Raw genomic sequence first — 22,876 nt, forward strand, 5'->3', positions numbered from 1 at the left:
TCACTCAAGATACAAGCAAACTCAATATACATATAGTATATAAATCAGTTGCAGACAGGGACCGGATGCTGCAACTACCCTTTGCCCAGGGTATGAATATGGCACATAACCGATTACAAGACATAGTAAACAAATTAAAATAACACCTTATGACAAAGCGAAATAAAATTATCTATTGGGTTTCTACCATCTGGCTTGCATTAGGAATGCTATCAACCGGAGCAGTACAGTTATTCAAAGCGAAAGCGGGATCTGGAGGAGTAGATAGTATAACGCATTTGGGTTATCCTATCTATTTTTTAACAATATTAGGAGTTTGGAAAGTTTTGGGGGTTGTAATAGTGCTTATTCCTAAATTTACTTTACTAAAGGAATGGGCTTATGCAGGTTTTTTCTTTGCTATGTCGGGAGCGATATTTTCACACATAGCATCTGGAAATTCCGTTAATGAAATATTTCCTTCGTTGTTATTGCTGATCCTTGCTATGGTATCGTGGTATTTCAGGCCCGGTGAAAGAAAAATTATTTCAGTTAACTTTAATAAATAAATAACATGAATCCTAAATTATCAGCAGAACAACGTGAAGAACTACTCAAAGTATTGAAAGCTCGTTTTGAGAAAAATATAAGCCGCCATGATGGTCTTGAATGGGCTAATGTACAAGCAAAGCTTGAAACTAATAGCGAAAAATTGTGGTCGCTAAATGAAATGGAAAGAACCGGCGGCGAACCGGATATTGTTGGTTACGATAAAAAGACGGGTGAATACATTTTTTTTGATTGTTCAGCCGAAAGTCCTAAAGGCCGCAGAAGTCTTTGCTACGACCGCGAAGCGCATGAGGCAAGGAAAGAATTTAAACCAGAAAATAACGCTATTGATATGGCGGCTGCCATCAATATTGAGCTTTTATCGGAAGAGCAATACCGGGAGCTGCAAAAACTTGGCAAATTTGATTTGAAAACATCCAGCTGGATAAAAACTCCCGCCGATATCAGGAAACTTGGCGGGGCTATTTTTTGCGATCGTCGCTACGACACTGTTTTTATTTATCATAACGGAGCAGAATCCTATTACGCCGCCAGGGGTTTCCGCGGCTCGCTAAAGGTTTAATTTTTTATTGATAGTTAATTAACTAAGACCAAGAGTATCATGAATCCTAAGGTTGATTTTTATTTTAACAAAGCCAAAACGTGGCAGGAAGAAATTGAACAATTGAGAATGATCGTTCTTGACTGTGGGCTAACAGAAGAATTGAAGTGGGGTGTTCCTTGTTACACGTTTCAGACAAGTAACATAGTGTTAATACATGTGTTTAAAGAATACTGTGCGCTTTTGTTTTTCAAAGGCGCCTTGTTAAATGATGCCAATGGTATCCTGATCCAACAAACGGAGAATGTGCAGGCGGCGCGCCAGATCAGGTTCACCAATGTTGGGGAAATAGTTGAGATGAAACCGATCCTGAAAGCCTATATTTTTGAAGCCATTGAAGTGGAAAAAGCCGGTTTAAAAGTGGATTTAAAAAAGACTGCAGAATTCGCAATTTCCGAAGAGTTTCAAAATAAATTAGAGGAGATGCCTGCCCTGAAAGCCGCTTTTAATGCATTAACACCGGGACGGCAAAGAGCATACATGCTGCATTTTTCGGCACCCAAACAATCCAAAACCCGGGAGGCAAGGGTTGAAAAACATATTCCGCAAATTCTCAATGGAAAGGGGTTAAATGATTAGTAAATTCGATGTGAAAATAAATCCGGCATAACTTCAGTTTTTTTTTAAAAGCTCCCCTACATTGTGCGTTGAAATGCCAAACCAATATCAAACATAATAATAATTAAAATGGCCGAAATAAAAACAAAACCAACTTCCGCAAGTGTTGAGGAATTTATCAATAGCGTTGAGGGTGAACAAAAACGAAAAGACAGTTTTGTGATTTTGGAAATGATGAAAAAAGCAATTGGGGAAGAGCCAACAATGTGGGGCAGTTCGCTCGTCGGTTTTGGTAATGTAAGAATAAAAAGTGCTGCAACCGGTAGAGAAGTGGATTGGATCCGGATAGGTTTCGCTCCCCGTAAAGCAAATCTGTCGTTATACATCAGCGGAAATATTAACCAGCAGTATGCTGTTGCGCTTAAAAAGCTGGGGAAGCATAAAACTGGTGTTGGTTGCCTCTACATAAATAAGTTGGAGGATATCGATATGAAAGTTCTGGAGGAAATTATAGATGCTTCATTAAAACGAGGATACTTTGATAAATGAAGCAGTTTCCCCCTGTGTCTTTTATTGGTATTTCTAATCCCGATTGCGGTATCCTGACATTTCAGGCCCGCAGTGCGAACTAACAATACGCAACATTATTTATAACTTTGCATTGGTTTAATTTAACCATCAAGATCAATGCATGATACCCTTTTAGCATACATCAACCAGCGCGCTACGTTGCCACTTACAAGTGATGAAGAAGCGTTAATTGTGGCGACTTTTAAACCCAAAAAACTCCGAAAAAAGCAATACTTTTTGGAAGAAGGCAATGTGTGTAAATACGTTGGTTTTATTGTAAAAGGTGCTATGCGGCAATACAGTGTAGATGACAAGGGGGTGGAGCATATTGTACAACTATACATTGAAAACTATTGGGCAAGCGACCGTGAAAGTGCTATCATGCTTACTCCATCGAAATATTATATTGATGCCTGGGAAGATACCGAACTACTCATTGCTACAGTAGCAGACATGCTGGATCTGATAGAAAAAGTACCTTCATTTGGACAAATGACAAGATTGATGGACCAAAGAAGTTTCATCGTTTCTCAACGACGACTGAATTCTGCCATTAGTAATTCGGCAGAAAAACGCTATGAAGAATTTGCCGATAACCACCCTCAATTTATTCAACGATTTCCACAACATCTCATTGCTTCTTTTTTGGGCATAACTAAAGAAACTTTAAGCAGAATCAGAAAACAAGCAATTAAATAACTTTCCGGTTTAAATTTTGGTTTTACAAAAGCGTTGATAAATATCAACGCTTTTTTTTATCATATCTCATCGTTCTAAGGCCTGCTGTTGCTGCAATTTTACATTATAAAACGAAGCAAATGAAAAAGACAATAGTAGTAGTTGGAGCAACAGGCTCGCAAGGTAAGGGTATTGTAAATGCCCTTGTAAATGAAGCCTCTTTTAATGTAAGAGCAATAACCCGTAATCCGGAAAAATACACAGGCAAGGCAAATGAAGCAGTTTATGCAGATTTACAAGATCTGCAATCATTAAAAGATGCTTTTACAAATGCTTATGGTGTATTTGTAGTAACCAACTTTTGGGAAGGTGCAGACGAAATTACCCAGGGTAAAAATGCCATTGAAGCGGCAAAAGCAACGGGAGTGCAACATTTTATTTGGTCAACACTTCCGGATGTGGAGATCATTAGTGAGGCCGCATTTGAAGTCCCTCATTTTACCGGCAAAGCAAAGGTGGATGAGCTGGTGAAAAGTGCAGGCTTTAAATATTCAACATTTGTTCAGCCACCATTTTATTATCAAAATCTTGTTGGAATGCTGGGGCCACAKCCAAAGCAAGATGGCACAACTGGTTGGACATTACCGATTGATCCAACAAAAAAAGCGATTCACATGTCGGATATTAATGATCTGGGAAAAGTAGTTGCCGGTGCATTTTTGCAGCCTGAAAAAGTTGGAAATAGCAGCTACCTTTCAATCGCCACAGAGTTGAATAGTTTCGATGATATTATTAAGGCATATAAAGCCAATGGCAAAGAGTACAGTTTTTCACAGGTGCCGGATGAATTGTTTTCAACTTTTTTTGAAGGAGCAAAGGAACTCGCTGAAATGTTTGGGTATTTTGAAAAACATACTTACATGGGACCAGGTGCAGCGTTACGGATTGAATTAGCCAAAGACATTGCCACCGGCGAATTTGTGTCCCTCCAGGAATGGCTGAGTAAAAACAGTTAAGAAAATGAAAAAGGAAACCAGTTTTTCTACAAAAGGCAGTAGTGCTGCAGTAGGGTCTCTATCTATCCAGCGAATCTTACCTAACCGGTACGCTAACAAAGTTGGTCCGTTTGTATTTTTGGATTATGTTGCCCCGGTTATTAAAGATACCCGAACTCATAACGGTATAGGAGCTCATCCGCACCGGGGTATTGCAACGTTAACTTATATTCTTCAAGGTGAAGTAGAGCATTTTGACAGTGCCGGCAATGAGGCAATAATTCATTCAGGAGGTGCACAGTGGATGAAAGCAGGTAATGGAATAATCCACGATGAAAATTTAAATTATGACTCACAAACAGAGAGCAAATTTATTCAGGGTTTTCAGTTTTGGATAAATTTACCTGCAAAAAATAAAGCCGAAAAGCCTGCTCATATCGCTATACAAGCCAACGAGATCCCCAAAAAAGGATTGCCGAATAAAAGTGGCTGGTTAAAAGTTATTGTGGGTAACTATGAAGAATTGAGTTCGAAGATCCCGAATTATTCTAAGCAATTTTTGTATCATATTCAATTGGAAGCAGGCAAAAACCTTTCAATCGAAATCGAAAACGCAATAGAAGTCGCGGCTTTTCTGCCCACGCAAAATGCGGTGCTAAACGACACCGAATTTCAAAAAGGAGAGTTTGTAGAATTTGATAGAAGTGCAGGAGAAATCGAAATAAAAAACACTTCTTTAACAACAATTGATATCCTGTTATTTGGTGGTGAAGAATATAAAGAACCTGTGGTAGCCGAAGGTCCTTTCGTGATGAACTCACAAGCCGAAATAGCAAACGCCTATCGTGATTTTTATGCAGGAAATTATGGAGAAATAAAACAAACAACTTAAGGTAAGTTGTTGATGTTGGGCGGCGAGCACCTGGGAGATCGGCACATCTGGTAGAACTTTGTATCCAGTCGTAAAGAATGAATTGAGCAAGCCAAAGAAAACTGGAAACAGGGTCAGATCCTTTTATCACCTGCAGATAATGAAGAGTTTATCCCTTTGCCAAAAGACAATTCAAAGCCCGCCGGTGGTCCTCCTCCCGGAGCTCTTTCCTGAAAAAAACTAAAGTATAAAACGTTAATTACTGGGCATAGGGGTGAAATTTAGCGGCTATGCCCGCAGTGCGAACGTGACAAAGTAAATGATTAAACAGACAAATAATGGAAATAGGAATTGATAGTTTCGCATCGGCCATGTATGGGAGCAATACCCTGAGCAGTGTAGATGCGATGGAACAGTTATTGGATAGGATTACATTGGCTGATGAGGCAGGACTGGATATTTTCGGCATTGGCGAACACCATAAAAAGGAGTTCCTGGATTCGGCACCCGCAGTAATTCTCGCTGCTGCAGCTGCCCGTACAAAAAACATCCGCCTTTCCAGTGCAGTAACGGTGCTAAGCACGGCTGACCCGGTGCGGGTATACCAGAATTTTGCAACACTCGACCTCATCTCCAAAGGCCGTGCAGAGGTGGTCGTAGGTCGCGGATCAGCCACAGATGCATACCCCTTGTTTGGGTTTGACCTGAAAAATTATGATGCCTTGTTCAAAGAAAAACTTGAGTTACTGCTCCTTATCCGGGACGAGGAATTTGTTACCTGGTCTGGCAAGTTCAGGCCGGCCTTGAATAATCAGCCCGTTTACCCCAGGCCTTTACAGGAAAAACTACCCGTTTGGTTGGGTGTAGGCGGCACAGCGGAGTCATTCGTCCGCGCAGGGACGCTGGGCCTGCCGTTAATGGTTGCCATCATCGGCGGCGAAACTGAACGTTTTCGCCTCTTGGTTGACCTATACCGTGAAGCGGGACGCAGGGCAGGCTTCGCACCGGATCAGTTAAAGGTTGGGTTGCACTCACCGGGTTATGTTGCGGCGACAAATGAGGCGGCAATTGCGGATTATTATCCGGGATATGCAGAGCTCTGGACCAAATTGGGCCGGGAACGTGGCTGGCCGCCGGTAACTAAATCACAGTTCGACAGATTGATAGCACCTAAAGGCGTATTGGTTGTTGGCGGGCCGGATCAGGTTGCCGAAAAACTACTTCGGCATAGTGAAGCTTTAGGTGGTGTGGACCGGTTTACCTTTCAAATGGATAATGCGGGGCTTAGTCACCAACAATTAATGTCCGCGATAGAACTGATCGGAAAAAAGGTGATTCCTTTAGTCAAACAAAATGGTTAATCTTCATATAAACAGCTATTATTACAGTCCGATCCGACGTTGAAGGAAATACCAAAGCTGGTTAGTGCTTTCATGCTGTTTGGTATGAATGATGTTTTTCGTAAATTCTGGCACCACAATTGGTGTCGTACAACTTGAAAGCTTTGATTTATTTTGATATTTCGAGGAAACTCCTCAAAACACAAAACCCTGTAAATCAACAGATTTACAGGGTTTTGATACTTATTGGTATCGCTTTTTGTCGGGATGGCAGGATGCATCCAACACTCTCTATATTGTTAATTATCAACACATTGACAACTTAAAAAATCATCAGGGTGCAGATTAGGGCATTTTTCAATTCATATCAAAATGAACTATTTCACATAGTTTGACCGTTTTTTCACGTGTCGCTGCCGATGTTAAACAAATCTAATCATTATTTATTTAGAATAAAACAAGTATTTTAATCGCAAAGGTTGCCTCGGAAGTGGGCGCAGTATAGGAATTTTCGTTTGCACATCCCGTAAACCATTCACGCCTACTTGTTGCGAAAAAGAAAAACAACCATTTTCTGATTGGATGCAAGTCGTGGCTGCGGGCCGACTGTGCGGGCTTGCATCTAATCAGAGAATGCTCCAAAGGGGGTTTGGGGGCTTGGAAGATGCCCCCAAATATACGCTATCTAAATTTGATATATTAACGTCCGCGTCCTGGTCTACGCTCCTCATCGGGAGCTTCCCGTTCCCAAGACCGAATAGCAGGCGGTATAGGGTTTATTTTTAATTTGCCTTGTTCAGGCTCAAGAAAGGCATTGGCTTGTTCAAGCTGATACTGCATCTCATCGATATTTACACCGGTAATGGTGGCGCTAAATTGCTGCACACGCGATAGCATTCTGATATAAGCAGACGGCGTTTGCTGCCTGGTCAATTGCCTTAATGCCCCCATGTAGTCCTCTCTGAACACCGTAGGAATAATAATTCTGGTCTGGCCCGCTTTGACAAGTTCCGCATTCATCATCACTCGTGCCAGCCTGCCATTCCCATCTAAAAAAGGATGCACTTCGCTGATCAGGAACATCATGTATGCTGCTTTGGCAAACGGATCGCTTAAATTACGATAAAAATCAAATCCTTTGATCAAAGTACCTTTAACTAAGGTCTGATCTACAAAATGCGTTTCTCCGGCACGATTATTTTTGTCCTTGAACTGCCCCGGCTTTTTGGATATCCGGGCACTCAATAAGACTTCGTGGCGATATTGGAGAATGTGCAGCAGTTCATCTGGGCTGGCCGGTGTTACACGCATTTCTGTGGTGTTGCTTAACAGCTTATAGGTGCCCAGGATGTCATGAGAATCTTCATCCCTGGACGGCATGGGGGAATCTGTCTGAATGATCCTTTTGGCTTCGTCGATCTCAAATTCGGTTCCCTCGATATAGTTTGAAAAATACGCCTCAAAAAATGCAAAATTACGAAAAGCAAACTCGCTAAGATTTTGTTCAGGCAGCTGGCTAAACTCCTGCTGCTGCAATTCGACAAAGAGTTTTTCAAACAGGGATAGCCTCACCGGATCATAGGGCTGTCCAAATGTCCGGGCAATGGCCAGCGGTGATGATAAGATTTTAGAGGGACCGGTTGCCAGTATGGCGCTGATCAGCTTGTTCATCCGGGTAAATTCCTTTTCCATATGCAGGGTACTGGCAATCATCCTGGCTTTATCCCTGATCTCATTTAATCCCGTCTCCCCTTTAACCCTAACAATCTGTTCTAAGCGGCCTTCCAGTTCCGCAATAGTTAATGTTTTTGATTCCGGCCCCGGTTTCCTCGATTCCTGGAAATTTTCTAATAGCGCCCTTGCCTGCTGCGAAACGTATAAACCGTTGGTCAGGGGGTTATCACCGTCGATGGCTGCCCGCCCCTCCATTAGGTTTATTGTTACACCCGGAAGTTTGATTTTCTTTTTATAGAGGTAGGTTAAAAACACGTCACCTGTCGCCGTTGGTTTAAATTCTAAGGCTGAACGGTGGCTTAGCAGGCTTCCCGGATATAAATGTCCGATGATTGTAAATAGGTTTCTTTTGATCAGTGTTTCCGGCTTTTCCCCTAAGTTAGGTGTATAAACGCGGGGTATTAGCTTTTTAAGCTTGCCTTGTCTTACTAACCCGGATATTTGTCTGCTGACATTGGGGGCGCTTGTCGAAAAAATGATTTCCTGCAAATGCAGGGGCAAATTCGTTTCCATATCTTTTTTTGTTAATGATCTGCAACAAAAATTTTATCCTAATATCGTGTAAAATCCACATTTATACAAAAATTTTTCCTTAAATATGATTTTTGTGCAAAAATTTTACCCTAACGAAGTAAATTAGCTATTTACCGCGTATTTGTCTTTGCTTTCCCTTTACGATGCCTGTTCCTCCCGTGAATGGCCTCGTCATCCACATCGTCTTTAATGTTGATGTTAATGGGGCAGATAAATCTGTCATACCATTGGCTGGTAGCTGTGGGTTGTTGAATACCCGGTGCCTCCAGCTGATCTTCAGAAATGTCTGCTCCCTCGTCTACTTCACGCTCTTCATTTCTGCCGCTGCCAGGACTAAGCCCGGACGCTGACAATTCCAAAGTGCTCATCTGCACTCGTTCTGCCAGTTTACCGTTCTTCTGTGCATTGGCATAGGCCACCGTTTCTTTTAGCTGCCTGTCAAATTCAAACAGGTTGTCAAAGAGGCTTTCCCCGCTTTGTTTAAATGCTACCCGGTCAAACTGGCCCATCTTTTTGGAATGCTCCACATTTTTGCCCTTTGAGGTGTTCTGCGGACTGAGCTTGACCGTATTGGTGGCATCTTTTCTGCTGACAATGACCTGCACATGCATCTGTTCACCCTCTTTGCAGTCGCCCCGTTTTTTAATACCCTGTTTGACTTCGGGGTCGTTATGGGTATAATAGCGGTAGTTTTCCAGTTTGGCAAACCATACCAGGTCTTCGTGGCCGTCAATGCCATCCCGCTTAAAGTTTTGGGCATAAGCATCCATCACCCTGACCGCAAATCCTTTCAACTGGTCTTTGACCCCATCCTCGCCGTATTGTTCCTTTAAAAAGGCGATCTCCTTTTGACTCGGGCTGATATTGAGCAAAAAGAATTTGGCATCGTCCTTACCCAGCTTGGCGATATTGCTGTCGATCTTCCGCATAACCTCGTAGGCTCGATCCTGATCTGCTGGCCGTTAAACCAGTATTCGGGTTTCTCTTTGTTTTCAAGCCGGTTCTCTTTTTCAAGATAATGTACCAGCTTGCCGCTGCTCCCTTTGTTGGCTGCTTCTTTACTGTCGGTAATATTGATAAACATAAACCCCCTACCCCCTTAAGGAGGAATTAAATTATTAAACCATTATAGCAACCTGACCTGTTCTTTGGTGATGGCAATTAATTCTTCTTTTTCCCTGCCGGGTTTCATCAGGCCAAAAGCATCCCTTGACTTGATATAACCATCCAGAATAAAAAGAAACTGTTCTTTCAGAGTTTCCTTACTTTTCATAACCTTCAAGATAGCATCCATTACGCGGGCTACTTCCCCGAACGCTTTAGCGTGGCTTCGCAGGTTATTTAACACATCTACATTATGCTGTAGCACTTCGGAATTAAAACGATCGATGATCTTTCGCTGTGATTCGAAAACCCTATCTATCTCTGTTTTGATGGGGATGAGCAGCATATTTTCTTGTGTCCTGATAAAACCAATATACTGCTGATGGTTCCTCATTAGCGTACTTTTTAACAGCTCATCATTCAGGTCTAAAGGATCTTTCTTGCTTTTATAAAAATAGTCTACCATCTGAATAAAGACCTGGCGCTTTGTGCGCCCTAGTTTAAGTGCGATCTTTTCAAACTTCTGGTCAACCACAACAGGGTATCTTACTGATCTTACATTAATATCTTCCATCAATCATTTCATTTGTTAGCATAAGCTGTATAGACCTATATGCCTTTATTTATCTATACAGGATACTGCCAAGTATCCTTTTTTCTTTTCTTTTGCCGGTAAAAACGCGGTAAAGTATCCCCGGAGGATACGCAAAACCCCATTTGCAGCGCAAATGGCAAGCAAAGTAGGGCTCTGCCCAACTTCCGCTTGCTCCAAACGCGAAAGCGTTCGGACAAACTCCTTTTTACTGGCCTTAAGGCCGATAACGTAGTTATCGACATGATTTTTGTGTTACAAAAACCGCAGTTACTTATCCAAAGGATAAGTAACTGCGATACCTGAACCTCTTTTGCGGCGGGATAACGGGTTCCTGAATCGCTTGTCATATTGTAAAGGTTCATAAGGATTCTCGGAATTGTTGTGCAAAGCCCTTTTAGGATAAAACTGTTAAGTCGTTGTTTACTACACCTCCCAGCACGTAGTAACCTGTTAGTTTATATCTTGATAACTCTATATCGGGATATATGGATATACAGATATTTTATATCTTTATATCTCAACCTGACCATTCAGGCCAGTAAACCAGGCTGCCTTTAGCGGGATGGAAAGACGGCTCGTAGCGGATATAACCAAACTCATCCAGTTCCCGGATGCACTTGTGATAAGTAGCTGTTGATGCGATCTTACTGTAATACATGAGCGTTTTCCGGTTAACGGAAAACGGATTTTCAAAACTGTTCCGCTGGTAGCAAGCGAACAGCCCTGTAAACAGGCTGACATGGGTGGACAGCAACCGGCTGTCCACTGCCATGCGCCTGATCCATTTGCTGTAGACAGCGCTTTCCCGGTGACTTGCTGCCGGTATCATTGAAGACCTCCTTCTAATAATTTGTTGATGTCTTCCAACTTGTAATAAAGGATACCGCCGATCTTGGTATAATTGAGCGTGCCATTGATCCGAAGGTTTTGCAGGGTACCTGGTGAAATGTTCAATAGTTTCCGCACCTCCTGGCTTTTCAGCCATTTCTTACTTTGGCCCCCGCCACTCTCGGGGTGCATGAGCTCATTAATTGCACTTAGCAGTCTGCTTTCTAACTGTTTTAGATCTTCTTTGGTAATTAATTCGATTGCCGTCATAAATACTGGTTTTATTCATTATAAAATATTCTTTAGCCGCCTTTGCTTTCTGCTGACTGCACAGGTATTCCAGGAAGTCAGTGAAGAATGCGGGCGTGTCCGCTTATAGAATATACGAATATAAAATAATGTTATGACAATATTAAATATATCATAACTTATGATTAGCTTTGCATTTGAACTGTCAATGCAGTGTTTTGGCTTACTTTGACAGGATTTGCTGCCAGTCTTTGACTTTTGGTTATCGTTGCACATGTCAAACTGCACCAAAACCAGCTAAAAGATATTTGAAAATATTTTTTATTTTTTCCAAATTATTTTTCAAATGAACAAGATCAGTTATAAAACCTACTTCAATGACCGCTTAAAACAGGTGGACTTTCATGGGATAGCTACCTATCCCTTGTATGTCATGGTAACCTATGAACGGCAAACCATTTATTTTAAAAGCTATTATTTCAGCCTGTTCTCCAAACCCCGCTTTTTCCTTGATGTGCCTGGCGTTGGTGCTAAAGGGCCAGATCTGGAACCGAAAAGGGGTTTCGCGATTACCTGTTTACCTTCTTTTGGGATGATGGCTCACCTTTCTTGGGTGACCTCGTAAAATATGGTGGTCAGCATATCGTCGCTTATGACCTGGTGCGGGATTTTAAACGAAATTTCGAAAAAGCACGGTATAATAAACTGGTGAAGAACGCCTTTGATTTCGCACCGCCTTATTTGCCTTTATACGGTTTTATGTCGGAAAACAAACGATGGCCGGAGCTTTGCCTGACGATGATGGAGTGGCAAAGCATCGAGGTTACTGTGGACTTTAAAGCGTATCTTAAACGGGTTTATCCTGAGGTGGATGGGTTGGAGCTGGTTAAGGAAGTAAACGGGTTGCCGTACTCGAAATGGGCATGAGCTGCAAATGTTCCTGTAGTTGAGTGCTTGGTGATGTTGTATGTTGATCGAGAAGAATGGCTGTGCAACAGGCGAACAAGCTTAAAATCCAAAGTAAGCTGCATCTTTACTTTCAACTGTTTAGCATGATCAAAGTGTAGCAGAATCACCAGCTCTGTATTTTCGGAACAAGATGGTCAATGGGCCCAGAAGTTCCAGCTAGAATTCAGAAAAACCCTATATGGCATGTAGCTGATTTACTGATTTTATTCTCCTGTCTTCAGCTATCGTTGAGTTTGCTCCCACACGAATTTGTCAAGCCGGAAGCGAGCACCGCGCGATCATGTACGATTTTAACAGTTGATTTTTACAGGATGTTTATTGCTGAATGGCAAATTATTGTAATGTATAAGTTACCGTCACATTACCTGATCCAACTGCAGCCGCCAGGCCTGCCGGATTATCTATCCGGCCAATCCTCGTATAGTTGATTGATGAAGAAAGATTTTCATAGAAAAGCACCAGGCAGTTGTTACAGTATAACACTACATCACCACTGTTTAATGCTGGAGTACTGGTGGCGTTGGTTGGGATCGTACCACTGAAGTAGTAAAATTTTTCATTACCATTTAGTTCACTCATATTTAATGTAAGCGGCAACATAGCCTTAAATGCATTAGCACTTGTATTATTAGTGAGCGTTGCAGTAAAAGACGTTTGCCCGATAGTTAATCTGATACGGCTGACTGTGGTATCAATACCATTATTGTCTGAGGGGTTTTGCGCTTCGGGTCTTTCGGGACTCTTTTTACAGCATGATGTACCGACAAATGAGATTGCCAGGATAAGAATTGCAAATATTTTTAATTGCCTCATACTTCTATATTTAATCTTCAAATTTTAAGTTGATGCTTTATGAAGCCACTACTATATTATGATCCATTATTGATAGCTGTGGTGCAGTTATCTAACTTGATTTTTTGAGTATCAGTTAGGTATTATCATCCAGACTATTACATTTTTTACACACCGTGAAGATACAGCGGGTAATAGCCCACGGTTAACAAGTTTCAAATCAATAGTTAAGAATTTCAAAGATTTTCCATAACCGGGAGACTTTTGCGATGCAATTACCAGTTCATTTTCACTGTTAAAGAATCTGCTATCTTATGAAGTGCCTTAATATTGCCACGTTACTTTTATTGGTGAGCCAAATAGCCTGCCTTTATTTTCGGAACAAGGTGGTCAATAGCCCTGGAAGGTCCAGGCTGGCATCTGAAACAATTGGCATAAGCACCCAGGTAACCAGATTTTAATGGTTAGGCAAGAGCTATCCTACTTTCCGGAAAGAAGGCAAACCTGTTTCAAATTGCAAAAGCTGGCAGTATCATCGATATCCTGTATGGTGTAAACATTGGCATGGCGCGTCTCCCGATGATACCATGATCCGCACCACTATGGGCATTAAAACCAACAAAGGAATTGCTAACTGGCTTGAACCGGTATCGGACGAACAGTAGTTCTAAAATTTAACTATTGTTTTCTTCGGACACGCTCCGACGGAGTAATTGGTTAATGTGATACTGAAATAATTATTTGAATATCTTAACTATTACTTTGAATAGTGCAATCTAGTTGTTTTTTATACACCGATATTTATACTTTAAATTAGAGTAAAACTAACTTAAAAACTAACGCTATGTTAAGTCTTACTATTAACGGAAAACAACGGGAGATCGATCTCGATCCGGACATGCCACTGCTTTGGGTGATCCGGGATATTTTAGGCATGACGGGTACCAAATTCGGCTGCGGGGTTGCCCAATGCGGCGCTTGCACTGTACACCTTAATGGTGAAGCGGTAAGGTCTTGTGTGACCAAAGTCAGCAGAGCAGCCGGGCAGCAGATAACGACTATCGAGGGACTGTCAGCTAACAATGACCATTTCCTGCAAAAGGCCTGGGTGGAATTCGATGTGCCGCAATGCGGCTATTGCCAGTCGGGACAGCTGATGTCGGCCGCTGTACTGTTAAAGGAGAATTCAAATCCTACAGATCAGGATATTGATGATGCCATGTCTGGTAATATTTGCAGGTGTGGTACCTATCCCCGCATTCGTGCGGCGATCCATCAGGCTGCAAAAATGCAGCGGGAAGGCATAAAATCATGAACAGGCGCAATTTCATTCAGTCCGGTGCCCTGTTAGGTGGCGGACTGCTGATATCGTTTAAGATACCGGCCGCCAATAAGTTCGCTGCATTAAGCGAAACAGCAGCCGAAACAGCATTTATACCCAATGCCTTTTTAAATATCGGAACAGACAATAGCATAACCGTTTACCTGGCCCACGTAGAAATGGGACAGGGCATCTGGACCACGCTTCCAATGCTACTGGCGGAGGAACTGGATGTTGACCTCGATCAGATGACGGTGAAACATAGCGGGGCCGGCAAGGAGTTTAATCATACTGTTTATGGGGTACAAATTACCGGCGGATCTTCGACCACCTGGTCAGAGTTTGACCGGTACCGTAATGCAGGTGCAACCGCAAGGGTATTGTTAACGCAGGCTGCTGCAAAACGCTCAGGTGTCGCTATACAGAACTGCAAAACGGAAAAGGGTGTTGTAATTGCCGGGGGAAAGAAATTTACCTACGGCGAATTGGCGGCAGACGCTGCGCTGTTACCGGTACCGGAAAAAKTTCCTTTACGCACCAAGGCAGACTGGAAATATATAGGTAAAAGTACCAGGCGACTTGAGGCAAGCGTAAAAACCGATGGTACGGCCAAATTTGGCATGGACATTCAGTTTCCCGGCTTGTTAACCGCGGTTGTGGCACATGCGCCGGTTTTTGGGGGTAATGTCCGGTCTTTTGATGCGACCAAAGCCAGGGCCGTTCCGGGTGTCAGACAAATAGTACAGATCCCGACCGGGGTCGCCGTAATTGCAGACCACTACTATGCAGCCCAGCAGGGCAAAAAAGCATTACAGATTACCTGGGAAAATGGTATAGGTGCTAACCTTTTTACCACCAAGCAGACAGATGCTTACAGAAAGCTGGCGGCAACAGACGGCCAGACCGCGCAAAAAAAAGGCGATGCAACTGCCGGGTTAACAAAATCGGCTAAAATACTTAAAGCCGAATATGTGTTCCCTTACCTGGCGCATGCGCCGATGGAGCCGTTGAATTGCACGGTTAAAATAGAAAAAGACAGCTGTGAGATCTGGACAGGTACGCAAATGCCTGCCGTTGAGCGGGCAGCAGCGGCTAAGATACTTGGCTTCGCTCCTGAAAATGTGAAGATTAATATCCCATTTTTAGGTGGTGGCTTTGGACGCCGGGCTACTCCTGCAACTGACTTTGTGTCTGAAGCCGTACATATTGCCAAGGCTTCCGGTAAGACGATTAAAATGGTTTGGAGCCGGGAAGATGATATGAAAAGCGGGCACTACCGGCCATTTTTTGTGCATAATGTACAAGCGGGTTTGGATCAAAAGGGTATGCCGGTGGCATGGAAACATAATATTGTAGGGCAATCCATTATGAAGGCCGCTGCCCCGGCTTTCGGAGAGCCGAGAAGCCCTATTGATGCTACCTCAGTTGAAGGCGTGATGGGATCGCCATACCTCACCAGTGTACCCGATCATTTTGTCGGACTACACAACACCGAAGAGGTTGTACCGGTTATCTGGTTCCGTTCTGTCGGACATACCCACACCGCTTACGTGATGGAAACGATGCTGGATGAACTCGCCCATAACGCAGGACGTGATCCTGTCGAATACAGGCGCGATCTTTTTACAGAACACCCCCGTCATTTAGCGGCGCTCAATCTCGTTGCTGATAAAGGGAACTGGAAAAAAGAGTTGCCTCAAGGACGCTACAAAGGCGTAGCGGTCAATGAAGCATTCGGAAGTTACGTCGCCACCATTGCAGAAGTGAGCATAGTAAACGGCCAGGTAAAGGTGCATAAAGTCGATTGCGCAATCGACTGCGGTTTAGCTGTTAATCCGGAAGGAGTAAAAGCGCAAACCGAAAGTGGCATCATCTTCGGTTTAACCATGGCCTTGTACGGTGAACTTACGCTTGAGGGCGGAAAATTACAGCAGAGTAATTTTTATGATTACCGGATCGCACGTATGAACGAGTCTCCCGAGATCAACGTTTACATTGTGGAGAGCGACGGAAAAATGGGTGGTGCCGGAGAATGTGCGGTACCGCCAACCGCCCCGGCCATCGCCAACGCCGTCTTTGCGGCCACCGGCAAACGTATTTACAACCTGCCTATTATGAACCATAAACTAATCCAGCAAGCATGAAAAAATTGATGGTTATCAGTATTATATCAATCACATCTGCAGTTATCATTCTGTCATTTAAATCAGAAGATACGACTCACGCAGATCATCCGGTGGCGGTGCGCAAAGATAGTGTCGCTTCTGTTAAAGCTTTTAAACAGGTGTACACCGTTTTGATGAGCTCCCGTTGTATGAATTGCCATCCGTCAGGGGACGTACCGTTGCAGGGCGATGACAGTCATTTGCATACGATGGGCCCTAAAAGAGGTGTGGATGGAAAAGGCGTGTATGCAATGAAATGTTCTAATTGTCACCAGGCAACGAATACACCCGGTCTGCATACACCTCCGGGAAACCCGAACTGGCATCTACCTCCTGCCGATATGAGAATGGTTTTCCAGGGAAGAACACCGCGGCAGTTAGCCAAACAATTGATCGATCCTAACCAAAACGGTCATAAAGACATGAAGAAGCTGATCGAGCATGCAGATGATGGATTGGTGCTGTCCGGCTGGAACCCGGGCGAAGGCCGGAAGCTTCCACCGATGAGCCACGCTGCGTTTAAAAAAGCATGGCTGACCTGGTTATCAACCGGTGCTTATGCGCCGGCTAAATAAACATCGGTTGACCAATATTAGCTTAGTTCTGACAGGTAGCTGCCGTTCCGCAAACTATTGAATTAAAGGAAAACGTTAACAGCATGAAAGAATTAACAGCAATCATTGAGGCTTTTGACAAGGCCGATTCGGCAGGGATAAAGACGGCGCTCGCAACGGTGGTACAAGTAGAGGGATCATCCTATCGGAGGGCCGGTGCACGGATGCTCGTTACAGAGGATGGCCGACTCACCGGGGCCATCAGTGGCGGTTGCCTGGAGGGAGACGCTTTACGGAAAGCGCGCCTGGTGATGGTTCAGCAAAAAGCTATGCTGGTTACCTATGATACAACGGATGAGGATGATGCAAAGCTGGGTGTTGGCCTGGGCTGTAACGGTATCATTCAAATACTGATTGAACCCATTAGCGCTGACCAGCCCTTTAATCCGATCATCTTATTCAGGTCTTTCCTAAACAAACGCGATCCTGCGATCCTGATCACCGTTTTCAATATGGATGACCGTAAAAAAGCACAATACGGTACCTGTATGCTGATCGAGAAGAATGGATGTACAACAGGCGAACTGGCTCATGAAATAATGGCAAAAGAGATCTTTGCCGACGCAATCCACGTCCTGGAACACGGGAACGCGGATAGGAAAACCTATTTGTATCAAAACGGGTATACCTCCTTTGTTGAACTACTTGAACCCGTGCTATCACTCGTGATCGCCGGTGCCGGTAACGACGCTTTACCCCTGATCCAGATAGCGAAAGTACTCGGATGGTTTGTTACGCTTGTTGACGGAAGATCAAATTATAATACCCCGGAACGATTCCCGACAGTAGATAAACGTATTATTGCCCGTCCGGATGAAGTAATGCAACAAATACCCCTCGACAGCCGCACCGTGCTTATGCTCATGACACATAATTACAACTACGATATGGCGTTGCTGGAACACCTATTGCCTTTATCCATATCCTACATTGGTGTTTTGGGGCCGAAAAAGCGGCTAAACCGGATGCTTGAAGAACTGAGAAACGCAGCGCAAAAGATACCTGAAAACCTGCATGGACCTGCGGGTTTGGACATAGGGTCTGAAAATGCTGAAGAGATAGCCCTTGCTATAGTTGCCGAAATACAGTCAGTCATAAACCAACGGGACGGAAGGCCACTAAAGAATAAAGTGCTTGTTCATGAGCGAACTCAAATAATAAGATCATTAACCGAGGAAACCGAGACATGTTAAGTGTGGTCATACTGGCCGGAGGACTTCAAGCCAGATGGGCAGGCCGAAGCAGAATCTTTTGATGGACGATAAGACATCGCTGTAACAAGCCAATAACCTCGAAATATTTGACTTTAACTAAATTTGCAGATACTTTAAATGATCATCTGACTTATGGATGCTTTGTTAAGCGATCACCCTATCTTCAATCACCATTAATGTTAATTTATTGGTTGATAAATGAAATTTTTGAATGTAACTGTGCCATCACCTACAGCACACAATCCTATTCGTAGACTGAGGAAACCACCCAGTACGTTATGATTGTAACCGGATACCTCGACAGAATTTTCTATTTTAATCCAGTTTCGTCCGTCGATGCTGTAATACATATCAACGGTACTTTTTATGTTCCTGATCTTTAGAAACACATGTTTATTAATCGCATTTTTTTCGGTTGGGAACTGCCACCCCCTAAGGTTCGCCAAAATATTTTGCTTATCAGCCAATATTCCCGAATAATACCTGTTGTCGTAAAAAAGTGTCAATCCTCCCGTAGCATTTCCCTCTATAAATAACTCCACCTGTGCCGTATAAGAGTGGTTTGCAGGAATACAAGTTAAAGGAGCGCAATCAGCTAAAGATTTACCCTTGCCTTTTATTGTTAAACTGTTATCATTCAGGTAAAATCTTGTGGTATCGTATTCTCCAAAAAATTGCCACTGGGGTTTTAAGCTGCGGTCGCTGAAGTCATCGCTTAGGGTAAATGAACTTGTTAAAGTGCTTTGTTTTGGTTTTAGTATCGGCGCATCAGTCTTAATGGTGCCGGGTACTTTAAACCAACCGTCCTTTGTCCATTCCACAGGTTCAAGCAAAGTTTGACGGCCCATACCATAAAAACCGTTCTCGTAGGCATGAAAGACCATCCACCACTTACCATTGGGGCCTTCAACTAAGCTGCCGTGACCTTTGGACCACCATTTTTCTGAATTGTCTTTTGTACGGATGATCGGATCATAAGGCGAATTTTCCCATGGACCGAACGGTGTTTTAGCGCGTGCGGAGATTACCATGTGGCTTGTTGCGGGGCCGGCGGTCCCCCCTTGTGCTACGGTCAGATAATAGTAATCACCCCGTTTAGCTATTGTTGGTCCTTCCAAACAAAAACACTCTATCGACCATTCACGCGGAATCTTCCAGCCGCTGTAAGCCGGTTTTAATTCACCGGTTATAGATAACCCATCATCCGCCAACGGCAAATAGCCACCATTGTTGAAATAAAGATAGCGTTTACCTGCTTTGTCGGTAAAATGCCCGGGATCAATAAAATTGACCTTCAGTTCAACGGGCTCACTCCATGGACCATTTATAGAATCTGCGGTAACAACAAAATTGCTGTTACTTGCGGGGAAGTAGATGTAATACTTATTTTTATACTTAACCAGGTTTGGTGCCCATACCGAACCCACATATTTAGTCAGTGCGTGTGTAACCGGAGCCCAGTTAACCAGGTCTTTTGAGTGCCAGATTAACAGGCCAGGATAATATTCAAAGGATGAATGTACAATGTAATAATCGTCACCCTCCCGCATGATGGTTGGGTCAGGGTAATCACCCGCAAAAATAGGATTGACAAAATAAGCATCGCCCTTTGTTTTGCTTTGAGTTGGCTTCTGCGCCTGCGCTAAAAAAGCCAACAAAAAAAATGCTGCCGTTAAAGTGATACTTTTGATATTATTCATAATTGCGTAACTATTTTCTCTATTTGCCTATGTCGGCTACAAACTATCATCCTTCAGGATGGGTGAAAATAAAAACACTTAACAAGCTTTCTGTCAAATCAAGAGAAAATCTTTGATTTCCTTAAGCATTGGTTTGATTTMTGTTATTTCCGTCGTGCAGGCTGCTCTAACTTTGCATTATAAATTCAAATCACCATGGTTAAAGCAAGATCAGCGGGTCGTTAACAGAAGTATTGTCAGTAAGTATAACGCCTGTTTACAGCCCAACCTCAAATACTTTCCGATTGCAATAATCCCGAGAAAGTAAGTGATCTTATGAAAAGGTTAAATTTTTATTAGCCAAAATGGCGACGGCTTGATGCTCAATTGAACAGGCAGTCTTTTGATACAAAATTTGAATTGGTCTATTAATTATTGAAACATGAAAAGAGCCTTGAGCGGCTGGTTAAGCGCGGGCCTGAATAAGGTAAGAAAGTTCAAATCGGCGAGTCTTTCGAAAACAATCATCGCTGAAAGTCAGCTACATGGCTTTTCTGTTCACTGGTTTAGCCATAACGAAATAGATTTGGCTTTACAGAAGACTAACGTTAAAAGCTGGCTTAGCTTTATTTGGCTTGAAGATGAGCCTGGGAACGCATCATTTTTCATTAGCAAGGCAGGCGAGACTGTTCCATCTGATATTTTTCAAAACGTCCTGACCTGTGAAGCTATACTATTTGAGCCCATTTTTTTTAACCAACTGCAATCTGTATTTACGGAGTTTGCAGTGCTTAACCTGTATTCGCAGAAACTTCACCCGCTCAACTCATTTCAAAAAGTAGAACTGGATTGGATCAAAGGCAAGATCGAAAGCACCGCCAGTTGCGATTACGTCTTCAAAAATGAATATTTACAGCAGCTGCTGTTGCAGGTTATTCATTTTGCAGTTAAAAACTTCAGTCCGTGTAAATCATCAGATGCTTCAAATAAATATATAAGGTTTTTCAGGGAACCCCGTTTTCACCTTACCAGTCAAATTAAACAATGAAAAAACAAACGATCCGGGCGTTATTAACGTTCCTAATAATCATTCTTAATTATAAGAACATGAGCGCACAGAATAATAATCAACATTTAGATGCCAAAGAACAAGGCATCGTCACCATTGCGGCTTTCACAGCGAATGGGGATCAGGGACATTTAAAAACGGCACTTAATTCAGGTTTAGATGCGGGCCTTACCATAAGTCAGATAAAGGAAGTTTTGGTTCAACTATACGCATATTGCGGGTTTCCACGGAGCTTGAATGGCCTCAATGCTTTCATGGCTGTTCTGGACGAACGAAAAGCTAAAGATATACAGGATGAGCCGGGAAGGGAGGCATCGCCTGTCGACCAAAACGCTAACAAATATGAACAGGGAAAGAAAACACTCGAAACGCTGACCGGAAAGCCGCAAAGTGGACCACTTGTTGGTGCCAGCGCCTTTGCGCCAACCATTGATACCTTCCTGAAAGAACACCTTTTCGCAGATATCTTCAACAGAGATGTCCTGACCTTCAGACAGCGCGAACTGGCAACCATTACCGTACTTGCTACGCTGCCCGGATTGGGATCGCAACTGCAATTTCATATCGACGCGGGACTGCACGTGGGACTGACAGTAACACAGTTACGTGAAGTATTTGCGTTACTCGAAAAAAATATCGGAAAAACGCAGGCTGATGCTGCTAATGCTGTACTTAACCTGGTTGTTCCAGGGAAATAAATATTAAAACAAAATTATAAAATACACATTATTAAATGACGGTGCAGAAAAGCGCCTTTTTGGATTTAGGTTTTCTTGGCCTATATTGTTTGGACTGAATTCTGATCCATATTATATACCGAATACGATGGCTAATCTATTGCCTTATATGTTAACCTTTTTGCTAATTTTATAAAATGGAAGTTAATGATCATAAAAGAACGATTCAAACGGAATCGGTAAAGCTGAACGGTTTCAGCGTACACTGTACCGATCATACCGATGAAGTGATCAAAACCTACAGCAGGAAAGATTTTTATAAGGTCTGTTTGTATATAGGCGAATGCGTGATAGAGTACGCCGACCGTGCGGTACGATTGAACGGCATTACGTTGTTTTTTGGCACTCCGCATATACCATATTCCTGGGAAGATGTCGAAAAGAAAGGGGCCTATTCTGCACTTTTTACCGAAGATTTTTTGAAGGCTGCCCACAGCTCTGAAAGTTTGCAGCAGTCGCCCCTATTTAAGATTGGTGGAACTCCGATTTTTAACCTGACTGAAGAACAAAGTCGGCCAATCATTGATATTTTCGAAAAGATGATCAGTTCATACGGAACGGATTACCTTTATAAAGACGRCTTGATCCGTAACTATATTAACCTGATCATTCATGAAGCGCTGCAGATGCAGCCATCTGAAAATCGCAGTAAACACAAAAATGCGACCGAAAGGGTCGCCTCTTTATTTCTGGAATTACTGGAACGTCAGTTCCCCGTGGAAGGGCCTGTAAACCCATTAAAGTTAAGAAGTGCGAAAGACTTCGCCGAAAATCTGTCGGTACATATCAATCACCTCAACCATGCCGTCAAAGATATCACCGGTAAATCTACTACCGCCCACATTGCCGACAGGATAGTCAACGAGGCAAAGGTTTTATTAAAACATACCGACTGGAACATCGCTGATATTGCGTATGCGCTCGGATTCGAATATCCGAGTTATTTCAATAACTACTTCAAACGTATGACCGGCACCAATCCAACCTCCCTGAGAATACAGGAACTTAATAAGTCTTAATTATTGTTTTCATTTTTATAAACAGAATAGTCTTGAACGATTAAGAATGKCGAAAATTTCAAAATGAGCCGGGTGCTGCATTCTATATCTC

Annotated in this window: 23 protein-coding genes and 1 pseudogene; 17 read left to right on the forward strand and 7 right to left on the reverse strand. The window is 42.9% G+C overall.

Annotated elements, in window-relative coordinates; all coding sequences use genetic code 11:
* The first annotated feature begins 149 nt into the window (after nt 1-149).
* From AC1DPZ_RS14730 to AC1DPZ_RS14765, 8 genes are all read left to right on the forward strand, one after another.
* Nucleotides 150-548, forward strand: coding sequence for a DoxX family protein (locus AC1DPZ_RS14730; protein WP_477404627.1), 399 nt, complete (start codon nt 150-152; stop codon nt 546-548).
* Between the two features lie 5 nt (nt 549-553).
* Complete coding sequence (locus tag AC1DPZ_RS14735) at nt 554-1,111, forward strand: DUF4256 domain-containing protein (protein WP_477404629.1); 558 nt, start codon at nt 554-556, stop codon at nt 1,109-1,111.
* A 39-nt stretch (nt 1,112-1,150) separates the two neighbouring features.
* The gene (locus AC1DPZ_RS14740; RefSeq protein WP_477404631.1) at nt 1,151-1,729 is read left to right on the forward strand and encodes a YdeI/OmpD-associated family protein; all 579 of its coding nucleotides are present in this window, start codon (nt 1,151-1,153) and stop codon (nt 1,727-1,729) included.
* Between the two features lie 108 nt (nt 1,730-1,837).
* Nucleotides 1,838-2,257 carry a DUF1801 domain-containing protein gene (locus AC1DPZ_RS14745; RefSeq protein ID WP_477404633.1) on the forward strand — a complete coding sequence of 140 codons (420 nt, stop codon included), beginning with the start codon at nt 1,838-1,840 and terminating at the stop codon, nt 2,255-2,257.
* Nucleotides 2,258-2,395: 138 nt separating this feature from the next.
* Nucleotides 2,396-2,977: a Crp/Fnr family transcriptional regulator gene (locus AC1DPZ_RS14750; protein WP_477404635.1), complete on the forward strand. Its 582-nt coding sequence runs from the start codon at nt 2,396-2,398 to the stop codon at nt 2,975-2,977.
* Nucleotides 2,978-3,096: 119 nt separating this feature from the next.
* The gene (locus AC1DPZ_RS14755; protein WP_477404638.1) at nt 3,097-3,972 is read left to right on the forward strand and encodes an NmrA/HSCARG family protein; all 876 of its coding nucleotides are present in this window, start codon (nt 3,097-3,099) and stop codon (nt 3,970-3,972) included.
* A 4-nt stretch (nt 3,973-3,976) separates the two neighbouring features.
* Nucleotides 3,977-4,843: a pirin family protein gene (locus AC1DPZ_RS14760; protein ID WP_477404640.1), complete on the forward strand. Its 867-nt coding sequence runs from the start codon at nt 3,977-3,979 to the stop codon at nt 4,841-4,843.
* Between the two features lie 317 nt (nt 4,844-5,160).
* The gene (locus AC1DPZ_RS14765; RefSeq protein ID WP_477404642.1) at nt 5,161-6,183 is read left to right on the forward strand and encodes an Atu2307/SP_0267 family LLM class monooxygenase; all 1,023 of its coding nucleotides are present in this window, start codon (nt 5,161-5,163) and stop codon (nt 6,181-6,183) included.
* 678 nt (nt 6,184-6,861) lie between these two features.
* Here AC1DPZ_RS14765 and AC1DPZ_RS14770 read toward each other — a convergent pair.
* The 5 genes and pseudogenes from AC1DPZ_RS14770 to AC1DPZ_RS14790 all read right to left on the reverse strand — a co-directional run bounded on the left by AC1DPZ_RS14770 (nt 6,862) and on the right by AC1DPZ_RS14790 (nt 11,227).
* Nucleotides 6,862-8,409, reverse strand: a complete 1,548-nt coding sequence (locus AC1DPZ_RS14770) for a Fic family protein (RefSeq protein WP_477404644.1) — start codon at nt 8,407-8,409, stop codon at nt 6,862-6,864.
* Between the two features lie 131 nt (nt 8,410-8,540).
* Nucleotides 8,541-9,514, reverse strand: a pseudogene (locus AC1DPZ_RS14775) (DUF5712 family protein).
* 42 nt (nt 9,515-9,556) lie between these two features.
* Nucleotides 9,557-10,108 carry a BfmA/BtgA family mobilization protein gene (locus AC1DPZ_RS14780; RefSeq protein ID WP_477404646.1) on the reverse strand — a complete coding sequence of 184 codons (552 nt, stop codon included), beginning with the start codon at nt 10,106-10,108 and terminating at the stop codon, nt 9,557-9,559.
* Nucleotides 10,109-10,646: 538 nt separating this feature from the next.
* The gene (locus AC1DPZ_RS14785; RefSeq protein ID WP_477404648.1) at nt 10,647-10,787 is read right to left on the reverse strand and encodes a hypothetical protein; all 141 of its coding nucleotides are present in this window, start codon (nt 10,785-10,787) and stop codon (nt 10,647-10,649) included.
* A gap of 167 nt (nt 10,788-10,954) precedes the next feature.
* Nucleotides 10,955-11,227: a helix-turn-helix domain-containing protein gene (locus AC1DPZ_RS14790; RefSeq protein WP_477404650.1), complete on the reverse strand. Its 273-nt coding sequence runs from the start codon at nt 11,225-11,227 to the stop codon at nt 10,955-10,957.
* A 325-nt stretch (nt 11,228-11,552) separates the two neighbouring features.
* Here AC1DPZ_RS14790 and AC1DPZ_RS14795 point away from each other — a divergent pair, with 325 nt between their 5' ends.
* Both AC1DPZ_RS14795 and AC1DPZ_RS14800 read left to right on the forward strand, forming a co-directional pair.
* Entirely contained in the window at nt 11,553-11,831 is a 279-nt protein-coding gene (locus AC1DPZ_RS14795) for a hypothetical protein (protein WP_477404652.1), read from the forward strand.
* Nucleotides 11,816-12,133: a hypothetical protein gene (locus AC1DPZ_RS14800; RefSeq protein ID WP_477404654.1), complete on the forward strand. Its 318-nt coding sequence runs from the start codon at nt 11,816-11,818 to the stop codon at nt 12,131-12,133. Before AC1DPZ_RS14795 ends, AC1DPZ_RS14800 begins: the two co-directional genes overlap by 16 nt.
* A 375-nt stretch (nt 12,134-12,508) precedes the next feature.
* On the opposite strand, the gene AC1DPZ_RS14805 is transcribed toward AC1DPZ_RS14800, so the two are convergent.
* A complete protein-coding gene (locus AC1DPZ_RS14805; protein WP_477404656.1) occupies nt 12,509-12,988 on the reverse strand; it encodes a cyclophilin-like fold protein in 480 nt (159 codons plus the stop codon).
* A gap of 823 nt (nt 12,989-13,811) precedes the next feature.
* Here AC1DPZ_RS14805 and AC1DPZ_RS14810 point away from each other — a divergent pair.
* The 4 genes from AC1DPZ_RS14810 to AC1DPZ_RS14825 all read left to right on the forward strand — a co-directional run bounded on the left by AC1DPZ_RS14810 (nt 13,812) and on the right by AC1DPZ_RS14825 (nt 18,260).
* Nucleotides 13,812-14,282: a (2Fe-2S)-binding protein gene (locus tag AC1DPZ_RS14810; RefSeq protein WP_477404658.1), complete on the forward strand. Its 471-nt coding sequence runs from the start codon at nt 13,812-13,814 to the stop codon at nt 14,280-14,282.
* Entirely contained in the window at nt 14,279-16,432 is a 2,154-nt protein-coding gene (locus AC1DPZ_RS14815) for a xanthine dehydrogenase family protein molybdopterin-binding subunit (RefSeq protein ID WP_477404660.1), read from the forward strand. Before AC1DPZ_RS14810 ends, AC1DPZ_RS14815 begins: the two co-directional genes overlap by 4 nt.
* Nucleotides 16,429-17,028: a hypothetical protein gene (locus tag AC1DPZ_RS14820; RefSeq protein WP_477404662.1), complete on the forward strand. Its 600-nt coding sequence runs from the start codon at nt 16,429-16,431 to the stop codon at nt 17,026-17,028. Before AC1DPZ_RS14815 ends, AC1DPZ_RS14820 begins: the two co-directional genes overlap by 4 nt.
* Nucleotides 17,029-17,111: 83 nt before the next feature.
* Nucleotides 17,112-18,260: an XdhC family protein gene (locus AC1DPZ_RS14825; RefSeq protein WP_477404664.1), complete on the forward strand. Its 1,149-nt coding sequence runs from the start codon at nt 17,112-17,114 to the stop codon at nt 18,258-18,260.
* Between the two features lie 200 nt (nt 18,261-18,460).
* Here the strand turns inward: AC1DPZ_RS14825 and AC1DPZ_RS14830 are convergent, their stop codons facing one another.
* Nucleotides 18,461-19,981: a family 43 glycosylhydrolase gene (locus AC1DPZ_RS14830; RefSeq protein ID WP_477404666.1), complete on the reverse strand. Its 1,521-nt coding sequence runs from the start codon at nt 19,979-19,981 to the stop codon at nt 18,461-18,463.
* A 421-nt stretch (nt 19,982-20,402) separates the two neighbouring features.
* On the opposite strand from AC1DPZ_RS14830, the gene AC1DPZ_RS14835 reads away from it, so the two are divergent.
* From AC1DPZ_RS14835 to AC1DPZ_RS14845, 3 genes are all read left to right on the forward strand, one after another.
* Nucleotides 20,403-21,008 carry a hypothetical protein gene (locus AC1DPZ_RS14835; protein ID WP_477404668.1) on the forward strand — a complete coding sequence of 202 codons (606 nt, stop codon included), beginning with the start codon at nt 20,403-20,405 and terminating at the stop codon, nt 21,006-21,008.
* Complete coding sequence (locus AC1DPZ_RS14840; RefSeq protein WP_477404670.1) at nt 21,005-21,727, forward strand: carboxymuconolactone decarboxylase family protein; 723 nt, start codon at nt 21,005-21,007, stop codon at nt 21,725-21,727. Before AC1DPZ_RS14835 ends, AC1DPZ_RS14840 begins: the two co-directional genes overlap by 4 nt.
* Before the next feature lie 176 nt (nt 21,728-21,903).
* Complete coding sequence (locus AC1DPZ_RS14845; protein ID WP_477404672.1) at nt 21,904-22,785, forward strand: helix-turn-helix domain-containing protein; 882 nt, start codon at nt 21,904-21,906, stop codon at nt 22,783-22,785.
* Nucleotides 22,786-22,876: the final 91 nt, after the last annotated feature.

The sequence above is a fragment of the Mucilaginibacter sp. P4_G9 genome (genome assembly GCF_056400985.1).

What these genes read in the sequence shown, in the direction of transcription:
- AC1DPZ_RS14730 (WP_477404627.1), top strand. Translation starts at nt 150, where the DNA reads ATGACAAAGCGAAATAAAATTATCTATTGGGTTTCTACCATCTGGCTT.
- AC1DPZ_RS14735 (WP_477404629.1), top strand. Translation starts at nt 554, where the DNA reads ATGAATCCTAAATTATCAGCAGAACAACGTGAAGAACTACTCAAAGTA.
- AC1DPZ_RS14740 (WP_477404631.1), top strand. Translation starts at nt 1,151, where the DNA reads ATGAATCCTAAGGTTGATTTTTATTTTAACAAAGCCAAAACGTGGCAG.
- AC1DPZ_RS14745 (WP_477404633.1), top strand. Translation starts at nt 1,838, where the DNA reads ATGGCCGAAATAAAAACAAAACCAACTTCCGCAAGTGTTGAGGAATTT.
- AC1DPZ_RS14750 (WP_477404635.1), top strand. Translation starts at nt 2,396, where the DNA reads ATGCATGATACCCTTTTAGCATACATCAACCAGCGCGCTACGTTGCCA.
- AC1DPZ_RS14760 (WP_477404640.1), top strand. Translation starts at nt 3,977, where the DNA reads ATGAAAAAGGAAACCAGTTTTTCTACAAAAGGCAGTAGTGCTGCAGTA.
- AC1DPZ_RS14765 (WP_477404642.1), top strand. Translation starts at nt 5,161, where the DNA reads ATGGAAATAGGAATTGATAGTTTCGCATCGGCCATGTATGGGAGCAAT.
- AC1DPZ_RS14770 (WP_477404644.1), bottom strand. Translation starts at nt 8,409, where the DNA reads ATGGAAACGAATTTGCCCCTGCATTTGCAGGAAATCATTTTTTCGACA.
- AC1DPZ_RS14780 (WP_477404646.1), bottom strand. Translation starts at nt 10,108, where the DNA reads ATGGAAGATATTAATGTAAGATCAGTAAGATACCCTGTTGTGGTTGAC.
- AC1DPZ_RS14785 (WP_477404648.1), bottom strand. Translation starts at nt 10,787, where the DNA reads ATGTATTACAGTAAGATCGCATCAACAGCTACTTATCACAAGTGCATC.
- AC1DPZ_RS14790 (WP_477404650.1), bottom strand. Translation starts at nt 11,227, where the DNA reads ATGACGGCAATCGAATTAATTACCAAAGAAGATCTAAAACAGTTAGAA.
- AC1DPZ_RS14795 (WP_477404652.1), top strand. Translation starts at nt 11,553, where the DNA reads ATGAACAAGATCAGTTATAAAACCTACTTCAATGACCGCTTAAAACAG.
- AC1DPZ_RS14805 (WP_477404656.1), bottom strand. Translation starts at nt 12,988, where the DNA reads ATGAGGCAATTAAAAATATTTGCAATTCTTATCCTGGCAATCTCATTT.
- AC1DPZ_RS14810 (WP_477404658.1), top strand. Translation starts at nt 13,812, where the DNA reads ATGTTAAGTCTTACTATTAACGGAAAACAACGGGAGATCGATCTCGAT.
- AC1DPZ_RS14820 (WP_477404662.1), top strand. Translation starts at nt 16,429, where the DNA reads ATGAAAAAATTGATGGTTATCAGTATTATATCAATCACATCTGCAGTT.
- AC1DPZ_RS14825 (WP_477404664.1), top strand. Translation starts at nt 17,112, where the DNA reads ATGAAAGAATTAACAGCAATCATTGAGGCTTTTGACAAGGCCGATTCG.
- AC1DPZ_RS14830 (WP_477404666.1), bottom strand. Translation starts at nt 19,981, where the DNA reads ATGAATAATATCAAAAGTATCACTTTAACGGCAGCATTTTTTTTGTTG.
- AC1DPZ_RS14835 (WP_477404668.1), top strand. Translation starts at nt 20,403, where the DNA reads ATGAAAAGAGCCTTGAGCGGCTGGTTAAGCGCGGGCCTGAATAAGGTA.
- AC1DPZ_RS14840 (WP_477404670.1), top strand. Translation starts at nt 21,005, where the DNA reads ATGAAAAAACAAACGATCCGGGCGTTATTAACGTTCCTAATAATCATT.